This window comes from Ramlibacter paludis, from assembly GCF_022012305.1.
GTDB classification, from domain to species: Bacteria; Pseudomonadota; Gammaproteobacteria; order Burkholderiales; family Burkholderiaceae_C; genus Ramlibacter; species Ramlibacter paludis.
On sequence record NZ_JAKLTM010000003.1, the window covers coordinates 388,181 to 400,998 of the forward strand.

Consider the following 12,818-nt stretch of genomic DNA (forward strand, 5'->3'; position numbering starts at 1 on the left):
GCCGCGGCAAGTGGTTGTCACCACTTGCCTTTCGTGTTCGAGCGGCGGATGGCTCCGGCGATCAGTTCGGCCGCGTCCTTGCGGTTGGACCGCAGCGCGAAATCCGTCGCCGACAGCTTGAGCTCGTTGCGCAAGGTCGGATCCGCGCCGGACTCCAGCAGCAATTTCACCGCCGCCGTCGACCCGTACTGCGCCGCCATCATGAGCGGCGTCGTCTTGTTCGGCGACTCGGCGTCGATGTACGCGCTTTCGTCCAGCAGCAGCTGGATCATCTCCAGGTGCCCGCCCGTCGCGGCGTAGTGCAAGGGCGTCCAGCCGGTCTTGTTGACGTCCGCATCGCGCGCGATCAGCTTTTTCGCCAGCTCCAGGTGACCGCGCAGCGCCGCGATCATCAGCGGGCTTTCGTCCTTGGCGCTGCGCCATTCGACCCTGGTCTTGGGCGACGCCACCAGCGCGTCGGCGGCCTTGAGCGCACCGTCACTCAGCGCGATGAACAGGCCCACGTTGCCGGCCGCATCGACGGTGTTCGGGTCGAACCCGCGCTTCAGCAAGGTGTCGATGGTGCGGGCATCGTCCTGCTTGATGGCGGTGAAGAAGTCTTCGTAGGAACCGGCCTGGGCCAAGGAAAACCAAGCTGCCAGAACGAGATACGCCAGGAACTTCAGGTAATTTCTCATGCCAGGACCCCGGGAAACAGGCGCTCGAAATTGGCGCTGGTGAGGGCGGCGACCTGCTCCACCGGCGTCTGGCGCAGTTCGGCCAGCTGCGCCGCCACGTAAGGCACGTACGAAGGGTTGTTGGTCTTGCCGCGATACGGCACGGGCGCCAGGTAAGGGCTGTCGGTTTCGATCAGCAGCCGGTCGTCCGGCACGAACTTCGCCACCTCGCGCAGGTCGGCCGCGCTCTTGAAGGTGAGGATGCCCGAGAACGAGATCATGAACCCGAGGTCGAGGGCCGCGCGGGCGACTTCGGCGGTTTCCGTGAAGCAGTGGAAGACGCCGCCGGCGCTGCCCGCGGAGCCGTCTTCGCCCTCTTCCTTCAGGATGGCCACGGTGTCATCGGACGCGGACCGCGTGTGGATGATCAGCGGCTTGCCGCACTGGCGGGCGGCGCGGATGTGCGTGCGGAAGCGATCGCGCTGCCACTCGAGGTCGGCCACGCTGCGCCCGCCCTTGCGTTCTTCCATCTGGTAGTAGTCCAGGCCGGTCTCGCCGATGGCGACCACCTTCGGCCGCGCGGCCAGTTCCAGCAGCTTGGCCACGCTCGGCTCGGTGATGCCTTCGTTGTCGGGATGCACACCCGCCGAGGCCCAGAAGTTGTCGTAACGCAGGGCGAGCGCGTGCACGTCCTCGAATTCCTCCAGCGTCGTGCAGATGCAGAGCGCCCGGTCGACCTTGGCTTGCGCCATGGCCTCGCGGATCTGGGGCAGTTGGGCGGCAAGCTCGGGGAAGCTGAGGTGGCAGTGGGAATCGACGAACATTGGGAAGGCTGAAAGCAGAACAGCCGCCCGGGAGGCGGCTGTCGGTGATTCTAGGCGGCTCAGATCGTCTGCGTCGGCCGCTCGGAAGCGAGGTGACCGCCGAGGAGTTCCTCGATCTTCACCTTGAGCAGCTTGGACTTGTCGTCCGCGGGGAAACGCACGCCGACGCCCTGGGTGCGATTGGCCGCAGCCCGCGCCGGGGTGACCCAGGCGACCTTGCCAGCCACCGGATAGCGCTGCGGATCGTCCGGCAGCGACAGCAGCACGTAGACGTCGTCGCCCAGCTTGTAGTCCCGCGTCGTGGGAATGAACACGCCGCCGTCGGAGAACAGCGGAATGTAGGCGGCATACAGCGCGGCCTTCTCCTTGATGGCGAGCTGGATGACGCTGGGACGGGGGGCGTTGGAGGCGGGTGTGCTCATCGGGTCTGGAGTCTTGAGTTTAGGGCCGTCCGGGCCCGCGTCACAAGGTCCTCCAGCAACAGTCCGGCGTTAAATGGGTGTTCGACCGTGCGGGATGTCGCACCCAGGTCACGCCACCAGGCGCCGAGCGCCGCGGGGTCGGCCACCGGTGGCAGGTCGGCCGCGGCGAAAAAGCGCGGTTCCGCACCAGCTTGCACCGCTTGCAGGTCGTGACACAGTTTCTGCAGCGATTCGACGATGCGCGCCGGACTCCAGTCGGCCAGGGCCGAGCCGTCGCCACGCGCGAGGGCCTTGGGCCAGCGTGCCCAGGCCTGCGCGTCGAGGCCGGCCTGGTGCAGCCGCAAGGCATCCTCCGGCCGGCCGCCGGCGGCGCGCAGCAGGCCTTCGGCTGCCGGGGCGGGAACGCCCTGCTCCTGCAGCCAGGCCTGCGCTTCGGCCGCGGTGGGCCAGGTGAGCGTGTGCCCCTGGCAGCGGCTGCGGATCGTGGGCAGCAGCTGGTGCGCCGCCTCGGTGGCCAGCACGAAACGCATGTCGCCCGGCGGCTCCTCCAGCGTCTTCAGCAGCGCGTTGGCCGTCACCTGGTTCATGCGCTCGGCGGGATACACCAGCATCACCTTGCCGCGGCCGCGGCCGCTGGTGCGCTGCGCGAATTCGAGGGCGTCGCGCATCGCATCGACGCGGATTTCCTTGCTGGGCTTGCGCTTCTTGTCGTCGATGTCGGCCTGCGCCTTCTCGGACAAGGGCCAGCCCAGTTCCAGCATCACCGTCTCCGGCATCAGCACCGCGAGATCGGTATGGGCGCGCACCTCCACCTGGTGGCAGCTTTCGCAGCGGCCGCAGGCGCCGTCGGCGGTGGGCTGGTCGCACAGCCAGGCCTGCGCGAGGCCGAGGCCCAGCGCGTACTGGCCCAGGCCCGACGGCCCGTGCAGCAGCCAGGCGTGGCCGCGCTGGGACAGCAACTGCCGCAGCTGCGCGCCTATCCAGGGCGCGGTCACGGCAGCAGGCCCCGGGCCCGCACGCCGGCCTGCACGTCGTGCCAGACCTGCTGGCGGGACTGTTCGGCGTCCACGCGCAGGAAGCGCTTCGGGTCTGCCTGCATGCGGGCCGCATAGCCGCCCGACACGCGCGCGAAGAACTCCTGCGGTTGCGACTCGAACTTGTCCGGAACACGCGCGCCGGCCAGGCGCTGCGCCGCCACCGAGGGATCGAGGTCGAACCACACGGTCAAGTCCGGCTGGCGCAGGCCCGGGGCGGGCAAGGCCGGTACGGATTGCACCCAGCGTTCCAGCTGCGAGAGCACCGCGAGGTCGAAACCGCGCCCGCCGCCCTGGTAGGCGAAGGTGGCGTCGGTGAAGCGGTCGCACAGCACGGCGTCACCGCGCGCCAGGGCCGGCTCGATCACCTGCAGCAGGTGGTCGCGCCGCGCCGCGAACATCACGAGCGCCTCGGTCAAGGCGTCCATGGGATCGTTCAGGGCCAGCGTGCGCAGCTTTTCCGCCAGCGGCGTGCCGCCCGGCTCGCGCGTGAGCGTGACGGTGCGGCCGGCGGCGCGGAAAGCCGCGGCCAGCGCCTCGATGTGGGTCGACTTGCCGGCGCCGTCGATGCCCTCGAAGGTCAGGAACAGTCCGCTCATTGGCCGCGCTGGTACTTGTTGACGGCCTTGTTGTGGTCGCCCAGGTTCTCGCTGAACTGGCTGGTGCCGTCGCCCTTGGCCACGAAGTACAGGAACTTGCCCGGCGCCGGCTGCACCGCCGCCAGCAGCGAAGCCTTGCCCGGCATGGCGATGGGCGTCGGCGGCAGGCCCGGGCGCGTATAGGTGTTCCAGGGCGTGTCGGCCAGCAGGTCCACCTTGCGCAGGTTGCCGTTGAAGGCTTCGCCCATGCCGTAGATGACGGTCGGATCGGTCTGCAGCGGCATGCCCACGCGCAGGCGGTTCTGGAATACCGCGGAAATCAAGGTGCGGTCCGCGGCCCGGCCGGTTTCCTTTTCCACGATGCTGGCCAGGATCAGCGCCTCGTCCGGCGTCTTCACCACCACCTGCGGCGAGCGCTGCGTCCAGGCCTGCGCGAGATGCTTGTCCATCGCCCGCATGGCGCGCTTGAGGACCCGCACGTCGCTGGAGCCCTTGGAATAGGTGTAGGTGTCGGGAAAGAAGCGCCCTTCGGGATGCACGCCGGGCCGTCCCAGCAGCTTCATCAGGTCTTCTTCGGAGAGGGCCTGCGTATCGCCCTTCAGCTGGTCGGCCTTGGCCAGCGCGGCGCGCACCTGGCGGATGTTCCAGCCTTCCACCAGCGTCACCGCGCGCAGCGATTCCTCGCCGCGGGCAAGCTTGTCCAGCAGGCGCAGCGGCGTGATGCCTTTTTCCAGTTCGTAGCTGCCCGCCTTGATCTGCCGGCCCTGCCCCGAGAGCCGGAACCAGGCGTAGAGCAGGTCGGGATTGACGTCGACGCCGGCGTCGCGCACCACGACCGCCACCGAGCGCGGCAAGGTGCCCGGCTCGATGCTCAGGTCCAGCGGGCTCTGCGCCAGGCGCATGGGCTGGTGCAGCCACCACCAGCCGGCCCCGGCGCCGATGAGCGCCAGGACGACGCCCAGCAAAAACAAATTTCTTAGAAACCGCATGGTTTGTGCGGCCCATGATAATTCAGCGATGACTGAGTTCCTGAACGGCGTTGCCCCCCTGTCACACCTGGGCGTGATCCGCGCCCTGGGCCCGGAGGCCACCAGCTTCCTGCAAGGCCAGCTGACCAACGATTTCGCGCTGCTGGGCGCCAACGAGGCGCGCCTGGCCGCGTTCTGCACGGCCAAGGGCCGGATGCAGGCAAGCTTCATCGGCTTCAAGCGCGGTCCGGAGGAAATCCTCCTGGTCTGCAGCCGCGACCTGCTGCCGGCCACCTTGAAGCGCCTGAGCATGTTCGTGCTGCGGTCCAAGGTGAAGCTGAGCGACGCGACGGCCGATTTCGCGCTCTATGGCATCGCGGGCGGCAGCCTGCAGAAGCAGCCGCCCTGGACGCTATCGACGGCGGGCGAAGCGCAACTGGTGCAGCTCTATCCGGCCGACGGCCAGCCGCGCGCGCTCTGGATAGCCCCCGTCGGCCAGAAGCCGGAGGGCCCGGCACTGGACCCGTCCGTGTGGCAATGGGGCGAAGTCCGCAGCGGCATCGCCACCATCACCACGCCCATCGTCGAGGCCTTCGTGCCGCAGATGCTCAATTACGAATCGGTGGGCGGCGTCAACTTCAAGAAGGGCTGCTATCCGGGCCAGGAGGTCGTGGCGCGAAGCCAGTTCCGCGGCACCTTGAAGCGCCGCGCCTTCATCGCCCATGCCGATGCCGAACTGCGCGCCGGCCAGGAAGTGTTCCAGGCCGCCGACCCCGAGCAGCCCGCAGGCATCGTGGCCGAGTCGGCACCCTCGCCCACCGGCGGCTGGGACGCGATCGTCTCGCTGCAACTGGCGGCGGCCGAGGCCGGTGACCTGCACGCGGGCAGCGCCGATGGCGTGCCGCTGCAGCTGCTGCCCCTGCCCTACTTGCTCCTGGCCGACGTCTGAGGCGCGGCGGGCGCGCTGCCCGCCACCTGCGCCCGGATCTCCGGCGGCATCTGCGCCAGCATCTCGGCGCGCTCGGCTTCGTTGGCCAGCGCCACGGCCTGGCGCAGCGTCTCCACCGCCTCGGCCGGCTTCTTCATGTCGACGGCATAAAGCATGCCCAGCTGGAACAGGCCGCGCGCCTTGTTTTCCGGCCAGTCGTTCATCCGCAGCTTCAGCGCCTTTTCCGCCACCGGGAATTCCTTGGCGCGCATCGCCAGCACGAACAGCGCGTTGACCAGGTCGTAGTCGTAGAGGCCGGCCGCCAGCGCCTCCTTGGCCAGCGCATAGGCCTTGGCCTCCTGGCCGGAGCGCGCCAGCATGATCACTTCCAGCGAGCGCACGGCCGGCGCGCGCGGCTGGATCTTCTTGGCGCGTTCCAGTTCGGCCAGCGCCTTGTCCATCTCGCCCAGGCTCGCATGGCCGCGGGCAGCGTTGGCGATGATGGCCACCACGTAGGGACGCGAGCCAAGCACGCTTTCCCAGATCCAGGTGGCGTCGCGCCAGTCGCCCCAGCGCGCCAGTTCGTCGGCCACCATCGGCGTGATCTTGCGGTAGTGCGGATTGATGGCGATGCCTTCGCGCACCAGCTTCAGGATCTCGCGCCGGGTCCCCTCCATCTCCGGCGCATTGCCGCGGCCGGAAGCGGTCAGCGTCAGGGCCAGCTTGGCGGCCTGCACCAGCTTGCGCTCGGCTTCGGCGGCCTGCTGCGAAATATAGAGCGCCAGCGCGAGGCAGGCCAAGGTCGCGGCGACGCAGGCATTGGCAATGCGCGGACTCCAGCGCAGCGGCCGGACGCCCAGCGCCACGCGCCACCCCAGCCGCGCGTCCGATGCCGCGAGGCCGCCCAGGCACAACGCGAACAGCGCCCCGGTCGCCGCCATGCGCCAGGGGAATCCGATGTTGCTGACCACCAGCAAGGCCAGCAGGCTGGTGAGCAGCACCGCGCGCCAGGGCTGATCTTCGCGCGCCTCGCGGCTGTCCTGCCGCCAGCTGCGCCAGGCCGCGTGCGCCAGGTAGGCGAGCAGCGACAGCAGGAAGGCCCAGCCCACCAGGCCGTACTCCGCCACCATCTGCAGGAATTCGTTGTGGACGTAGTAATCGGTCTCGAGCTGCGAGCCCTCGGCCTGGTACAGCGGGATCTCGCTTTCCCAGGCGCCGGCGCCGAGGCCGTTGATCGGCCTCGCCTTGATGGCATTCAGGGTCGCGCGCCACATCACCATGCGCACGCCCAGCGAATAATCCTTGGGGCCGATCGACTGCGTGCGGCTTGCCCCCCGCTGCAGCGCGTTGACCCCGCGCTCTTCTTCCAGGATCTTGGGATTGCTGCTCGGGAGCATGCCCAGCAGCACCACCGTGCCGAGCATGACGGTGACGGCGCTCATGCGCAGCAGGCGGCTCCACTGCGGCCAGGCCAGCTGGCCACGGCAGCGCCAGGCGACCAGCGGCCACACCAGCAGCAACTGCAGCCACAGCGCCATCAGCGCGGCGCGGGTGCCGGTCATGAGGATCGTCGTGACGATGAAGCCATTGCTCGCGGCCAGCAGCAGCACCTGCGAGCTCACGCGGGCACGGGCCAGCAGCAACATGCCGAACGGCAGGGTGCAGACGACGAACTCGGCGAAGAAGTTGCGGTTGATGAAGGTCGAGCCGGGGTTCGGCCCTTGCGGGAACAGGCTGAAGCCGCCCCAGAACTGCGCCGCCGCCCAGATCGCGGCGACCAGCGCGCCCCCGTGCACCCCCCAAGCCAGCCAGGACAGGCGCGGCCGGGTGAGCGTGTTCAGCCCCAGCCAGACGATCACCGCAAACACGAACCAGCGCACCGCCTCGACGCCGCCCAGGTAGCGGTGCGACCAAACCATGCTGCCCAGCGCATAGGCGCACAGCATTAGCGGCAGCCACAGCACTGCGTGCCAGCGCAGCGGCTCGCTGCGTCCGCGCAGTTGCAGGAACAGCAGCAGCGCCGCGACCAGCGTCATGGTGGACACCACGATCGACTTCAGCGTGTCCTGCAGCATCAGCTCGGTGGGCGAGCCGATGGCCGGCGCCACGAACATCATCAGCGCGAGCAGGAAGGCGGTCCAGCCGCCGTGGGCCGCTTCGGGCGGCAGGGCGGCGGCGGCCGGCGGCGCGACGGGCGCGCGCGGAATGTCCTGCGCAGGACGGCGTTTGCGGGCCATGGCGTTCAGTGCGCGAGCGGGAGCGCGCGGGTCATCGTGAGGTGCGGGATGCCGGCCTCCTCGAAGGGCTCGCCCTCGGGCGTGAAGCCGAGGCGGGCATAGAAGTCCTTGGCGCTGCGCTGCGCGTGCAGCTTGAGCACGCGGTCGCCGCGACTGGCGGCCGCATCGGCGAGCGTCCGCAGCACCTGTTCGCCGACCCGGCAGCCGCGCAGCACCTGGTGCACGGCCATGCGCCCGACCTTGGCTTCGCCCGCGTGGGCCGGCAGCAGGCGGCCAGTCGCCACGGCCTGGCCCAGGCGGTTGTAGGCCACTGCATGCAGCGACGTCGCATCGGCTTCGTCCCATTCCAGGTCGGCCGGGATGCGCTGCTCCTGCACGAACACCTCGGTGCGGATGCGGCCGGCGTCCCGCCCCAGCTCCTGCCAGCTGCCCGTGCGGACCTGCACCATGGTCTCGCCGGCTTCGTAGCCGGTGAGGATGTCGCGCAGCGGCGGCGGCACCGGCTTGGAAGTCTGGGTGGCCGGATCGGCAAACACGTAGACCAGCTCGCAGGTGATCAGCAGCTGCTCGCCGCGGAAGATCGCGCCCAGGAAAGTCATCGACGAATTGCCGATGCGGCTGCACTTCATGCCCACGTCGAGCCGGTCGTCCATGCGGGCCGAAGCGTGGAACTCCACCGTCGCCTTCTTCACGTACAGGTCGCCCTGCAGCAGGTGCATGGCTTCCTCGTAAGGCATGGCCAGCGAGCGCCAATAGTCGGCGACGGCCGTGTCGAAGTACATCAGGTAGTGGGCATTGAAGACGATCTTCTGCATGTCCACTTCGGCCCAGCGCACCCGCAGGCGGTGGAAAAACCGGAACTCTTCTCTTCTCATGGCGCGAACAGGGCTTTCTTCAGGGACAGCGCGGCGTCGGCATGGGCCTGCCGGGCTTCCGGCAGGGCGCGGCCCATCTTGATGAATTCGTGCGTGACGCCGCGGTAGATCTCCAGGTCCACGGGCACGCCGGCTGCCCGGAGTTTATCCGCGTAGGCCAGCGCGTCGTCCACGAGGGGATCGCACTCGGCCAGGCCGAACCACGCGGGCGCGACCCCTTCCACGTCCGGCGTCTCCAGCGGCGCGAAGCGCCAGTCCTCGCGCTGATGGTCGTCCACGTACTGGCGGAAGAAGTATTCGATGTGGGCCTGTTCCAGCACCAGGCCCTGGTGGTAGCGGGCATGCGATGGCGCACGCGGCCAGGCGGCGCAGCCTGGGTAGAACAGCAGCTGCAGCGCGATGGGAATGCCGGCGTCGCGGGCCAGCGTGGCGCACACGGTGGCCAGCGTCCCGCCGGCGCTGTCCCCGCCCACCGCCAGCCGGCGCGTGTCCAGCCCCAGCACGGCGCCGGAGCGGGCGATGGATTCGAGGGCATCCCAGGCGTCGTGGAGCGCGGTCGGAAAGCGGTGTTCGGGCGCGAGGCGGTAGCCGACGGACACCACCGCGCAGCCGGCCAGCTTCGCCAGCGTCCGGCACAGGATGTCATGGGTCGCGATGCTGCCGATGGTGAATCCGCCGCCATGGAAATAGACCAGCACTGGCAGCGGACCGGCGGTGGGCGCGTAGATCCGCGTGCGGATGCGCGTCCCGTCCCGGGCCGGCACCTGCAAGTCCTGCACGCGCGCCAGTTCCGGCTTGGGCACCTCCAGCACATCGGCGCTGGCCTCGTAGGCGGTCCGGGCTTCGAACGGGCTCAGCGTGTAGAGCGGAACATGCTTGCTGCGGGCCATGCGCTCGAGCACGGATCGCATGGCGGGCGTCAGTTCGGGAAACTGCGGAAGGAAAGCTACCATGGAGCCCTCCATCGTAAGGGACCGGTTGCCATGGCCTTCATCAACTACGTCACCCAGATCCAGTTCGACTTCGGCGCCATCCAGCTGCTGAAGCAGGAATGCGAACGGGTCGGGATCACCAAGCCCCTCATCGTCACCGATCCCGGCGTCAAGGCGGCGGGCGTGCTGCAGAAGGCGCTGGACGCCCTGCCCGGCATGTCGTATGCCGTGTTCGACCAGACGCCGTCGAACCCGACCGAGGCGGCCGTGCGCGCGGCCACCGCGATCTACAAGGAACAAGGCTGCGACGGCCTGATCGCCGTGGGCGGCGGCTCGGCGATCGACTGCGCCAAGGGCGTCGCCATCGCCGCCACCCACGAAGGACCGCTGACCCGCTACGCCACCATCGAAGGCGGCTCGCCGCGCATCACTGACCAGGCCGCGCCGCTGATCGCGGTGCCTACCACCAGCGGCACCGGCAGCGAGGTGGCGCGCGGCGCCATCCTCATCGTCGACGACCACCGCAAGCTGGGCTTCCACTCCTGGAACCTGGTGCCCAAGGCGGCCATCTGCGATCCCGAGCTGACCCTGGGCCTGCCGCCCATGCTGACCGCGGCGACCGGCATGGACGCGATTGCCCATTGCATGGAAACCTTCATGTCGGCCGCCATCAACCCGCCGGCGGACGGCATCGCATTGGACGGCCTGGAGCGCGGCTGGGCCCACATCGAGCGGGCCACCCGCAACGGCGCCGACCGCGACGCCCGCTTCAATCTGATGAGCGCCTCGATGCAGGGCGCGATGGCCTTCCAGAAGGGACTGGGCGCCGTGCACTCCCTGAGCCACAGCCTGGGCGGCGTGAATCCGCGGATGCACCACGGCACCTTGAACGCCATGTTCCTGCCGGCGGTGGTGCGCTTCAATGCGCAGGCCGAGTCGGTGCGGCGCGACCGCCGGCTGGAGAAGATGGCCCATGCGATGGGCCTGCAGTCGGCCGGCGACATTCCGGAGGCGATCCGCGACATGAACGCGCGCCTGGGCCTGCCGGCAGGCCTGGCGGCGATGGGCGTGGAGCGCGACTGGTTCGGGCGGATCGTGACCGGCGCCCTCGCCGACCACTGCCACAAGACGAATCCGAAGGTGGCAACGGCCGAGGAATACGAGGAGTTGCTGGCCTCCTCGATGTGATCGGGATCAGCCGGCGCGCTTCAGCCGCCGCTGGCTCCAGCGCCGCAGCGGCCGCTCCAGCCGCCGCTCGCTCAACACGGCGAGCGTCGCCGCCACGGACAGCAATCCGAGCAGCAGCAGGCAGCGCGCCGGCACGGACCACGTAGGCGCGTCGGGCGCCACGAACCACAGCACGCCGAACACCAGGATCGGATGCAGCAGGTAGAGCCCGAAGGTCACGTCGCCGAACCACTCGGCCAGAACCGCCGTCCTGCCTTCCAGCCGGACCCGGCCGCTGAAGAACACGGCCACGAACACCGACGAGAACAGCACGGCGCCTCGCAGCCCCAGCAGTTCATTGCCGGGCGCCGAGGGCATCAGCAGGAGCAGCAGCGACACCCAGGCAAAGGCGGTGAGCCAGCCCAGCCACTCCGGCTGCGCCGGCACTTCGCTGCGCTGCCGGTAGCCCAGCATGCAGCCGCCGAAGAAGTAGGCGGCAAAGGCCGGGACGTGGTGATAGGAGATCACGCCACCGGTCCACCCCATCGCCCCGACCGTGCGGTAGATCCACCACCACTGGAAGGCGACCAGCGCCGCCAGCACGGCCAGGCTCGCCGCCGGAGAACGCAGCACCCGCGCCATCAAGGGAAAGAACAGGTAATAGACGAACTCGATGCCCAGCGTCCAGCCGCCGATCAGGAGGGCCCACACGGCAGGATCCCAGAAACCGAAGGCAAAGGTGGCGTTGAGCGCGAGCCGCAGCGGCAGGCGGTTCACCAGCTGGCCGTTGTGCACGGACAGCATCACGATGAAGACGACGCACAGCAGCAGGTACAGCGGGGCGAGCCGCAGCCAGCGCGTGGCCAGGAAACGCAGGATGTCGTTGCCGTCCCGCACGCGCTCGGCGGGATAGACGTAGGCCAGGCTGGCCCCGGATAGCACGAAGAACAGGTAGACGCCGTAGGTGCCCAGCGCGGGCAGCTCCGCCAGTCCCAGCCAGTAGCTCAGGTGGTAGAAGGCCACCATCAGGGCGCCGACGCCGCGCAGCAGGTCCCAGCCGAGGATGCGTGCGGCCGGCTGGTTCACAGCGCCTCGACCCGCGCCGGGTCCGGCTTCGCCAGCCAGGCCGCGAATTCCTCCGCCAGCTGCGTGCTGGCCCGCACCGCCGCCGTCCAGTCCCGCACCCGCGCCTGCAGGTCGCTGCCGTAGCGGGTGAAGTCGGTGCGGTCCGGCAGCTTGCCATTGGGCAGGCTCTTCACCCACTCGGGATCGGGGGCCAGCACCACCATCGAGTCGAGGAACGCCGTGGCGCGATGCCGCCACTTCAGCCCCTTGTCCAGCCAGCCGGGCACGACCGCCTTCTGGAAATGCGGATAGAGCACCAGGTTGGGCCCGGCGCCGCAGTCGTATTTCAGGTGGAGGTGGTAATCGGTGATGCCGCCGTCCCAGTAGGCCCCCGGCGGCGCGCCGGGGATGTCGTGCACCGCGTTCAGCACGAAGGGAATGGAGCAACTGGCCTGCAGCGCCGGCTGGAAGTTGGCTTCGGTCAGCAGGACCTGGCGCGTCGGATAGTCGCCGGTGCCGAACGGCAGGGTGCAGGCCCCACCCTCTTCCGGCGTGGAGAACACCACCCGTTCCAGCCAGGCGCCCATGGCCTTGCGGTGCAGCGAGTTGCTGACGAAGGCGCCCAGGTAGCCGAGCGGCGTGGCGACGCGATGCTGGCGGCGCAGCACGTGGCGGCCGCGCGAGGTGACGATGTGCAGCCGGAACCGCGGGTGCGTCAACACCTCGCGGATGCGGCCGCCGTAGAAGGACTCCAGGCTTTGCGCGAAAGCGTCGCTGACCTGCGTGGCGCTGGGGGTCTTGCGCCCCGGCGCGGGCTCGTAGTGCTGCGCAATGTAGTCGCGCTCCAGCCGCTCGAAGGCGGCCACCGGCTCGCGCAGGCACGCGGTGGCCATGCGCCAGGCGCCGATCGAGGCGCCGACCAGGTGCACCGGATGGTCGGTCTGCGGCAGCCACTGGCCGAACAGGAAGCGGTCCAGCGGCCCCAGCACCAGGCCCTTGGGGCCGCCGGCGGCGGCCGGCACCACGCCGACGTCCGCCGGCTGCAGGCCCTGCTTCTCCAGGTGCCGCCTGGCCGCGGGACCGGCGTAGATACGCAGGGCGGGCATGGCCT

13 protein-coding genes are annotated in these 12,818 nt (G+C 69.5%); 2 read left to right on the forward strand and 11 right to left on the reverse strand.

Features of this window, described 5'->3' with window-relative positions:
• Positions 1-17 precede the first annotated feature (17 nt).
• From LZ009_RS12350 to mltG, 6 genes are read right to left on the reverse strand one after another with little or no spacing between them, the layout of a single operon-like run.
• Entirely contained in the window at positions 18-677 is a 660-nt protein-coding gene (locus LZ009_RS12350) for an ankyrin repeat domain-containing protein (protein WP_275698230.1), read from the reverse strand.
• Positions 674-1,480 carry a TatD family hydrolase gene (locus LZ009_RS12355; RefSeq protein WP_275698231.1) on the reverse strand — a complete coding sequence of 269 codons (807 nt, stop codon included), beginning with the start codon at positions 1,478-1,480 and terminating at the stop codon, positions 674-676. Before LZ009_RS12355 ends, LZ009_RS12350 begins: the two co-directional genes overlap by 4 nt.
• 59 nt (positions 1,481-1,539) lie before the next feature.
• Positions 1,540-1,902, reverse strand: a complete 363-nt coding sequence (locus LZ009_RS12360; protein WP_275698232.1) for a PilZ domain-containing protein — start codon at positions 1,900-1,902, stop codon at positions 1,540-1,542.
• On the reverse strand, positions 1,899-2,897 hold the full coding sequence (locus LZ009_RS12365; RefSeq protein ID WP_275698233.1) for a DNA polymerase III subunit delta': 999 nt from the start codon (positions 2,895-2,897) through the stop codon (positions 1,899-1,901). Before LZ009_RS12365 ends, LZ009_RS12360 begins: the two co-directional genes overlap by 4 nt.
• Positions 2,894-3,535: a dTMP kinase gene (tmk, locus tag LZ009_RS12370; RefSeq protein WP_275698234.1), complete on the reverse strand. Its 642-nt coding sequence runs from the start codon at positions 3,533-3,535 to the stop codon at positions 2,894-2,896. Before tmk ends, LZ009_RS12365 begins: the two co-directional genes overlap by 4 nt.
• Complete coding sequence (mltG, locus tag LZ009_RS12375; RefSeq protein WP_275698235.1) at positions 3,532-4,524, reverse strand: endolytic transglycosylase MltG; 993 nt, start codon at positions 4,522-4,524, stop codon at positions 3,532-3,534. The genes tmk and mltG overlap by 4 nt, the downstream gene beginning before the upstream one ends.
• Positions 4,525-4,552: 28 nt before the next feature.
• On the opposite strand from mltG, the gene ygfZ reads away from it, so the two are divergent.
• Complete coding sequence (ygfZ, locus tag LZ009_RS12380) at positions 4,553-5,452, forward strand: CAF17-like 4Fe-4S cluster assembly/insertion protein YgfZ (RefSeq protein WP_275698236.1); 900 nt, start codon at positions 4,553-4,555, stop codon at positions 5,450-5,452.
• Here ygfZ and LZ009_RS12385 read toward each other — a convergent pair.
• Genes LZ009_RS12385 through LZ009_RS12395 form a run of 3 tightly spaced genes read right to left on the reverse strand, consistent with a single transcriptional unit; the run spans position 5,428 to position 9,496 of the window.
• Positions 5,428-7,668, reverse strand: coding sequence for an O-antigen ligase family protein (locus tag LZ009_RS12385; RefSeq protein WP_275698237.1), 2,241 nt, complete (start codon positions 7,666-7,668; stop codon positions 5,428-5,430). The two genes, ygfZ and LZ009_RS12385, sit on opposite strands and share 25 nt — an antisense overlap.
• Positions 7,669-7,673: 5 nt before the next feature.
• Entirely contained in the window at positions 7,674-8,543 is an 870-nt protein-coding gene (locus LZ009_RS12390; RefSeq protein WP_275698238.1) for a YbgC/FadM family acyl-CoA thioesterase, read from the reverse strand.
• Positions 8,540-9,496: an alpha/beta hydrolase gene (locus LZ009_RS12395; protein WP_275698239.1), complete on the reverse strand. Its 957-nt coding sequence runs from the start codon at positions 9,494-9,496 to the stop codon at positions 8,540-8,542. The genes LZ009_RS12390 and LZ009_RS12395 overlap by 4 nt, the downstream gene beginning before the upstream one ends.
• A gap of 30 nt (positions 9,497-9,526) precedes the next feature.
• On the opposite strand from LZ009_RS12395, the gene LZ009_RS12400 reads away from it, so the two are divergent.
• Positions 9,527-10,663 (forward strand): iron-containing alcohol dehydrogenase, encoded by a 1,137-nt coding sequence (locus LZ009_RS12400; RefSeq protein WP_275698240.1) that lies wholly within the window; start codon positions 9,527-9,529, stop codon positions 10,661-10,663.
• 6 nt (positions 10,664-10,669) lie between these two features.
• Here the strand turns inward: LZ009_RS12400 and LZ009_RS12405 are convergent, their stop codons facing one another.
• Together LZ009_RS12405 and LZ009_RS12410 are read right to left on the reverse strand one after the other, a co-directional pair.
• Positions 10,670-11,728, reverse strand: coding sequence for an acyltransferase family protein (locus LZ009_RS12405; protein ID WP_275698241.1), 1,059 nt, complete (start codon positions 11,726-11,728; stop codon positions 10,670-10,672).
• Entirely contained in the window at positions 11,725-12,813 is a 1,089-nt protein-coding gene (locus tag LZ009_RS12410) for a patatin-like phospholipase family protein (RefSeq protein ID WP_275698242.1), read from the reverse strand. The genes LZ009_RS12405 and LZ009_RS12410 overlap by 4 nt, the downstream gene beginning before the upstream one ends.
• Positions 12,814-12,818 lie beyond the last annotated feature (5 nt).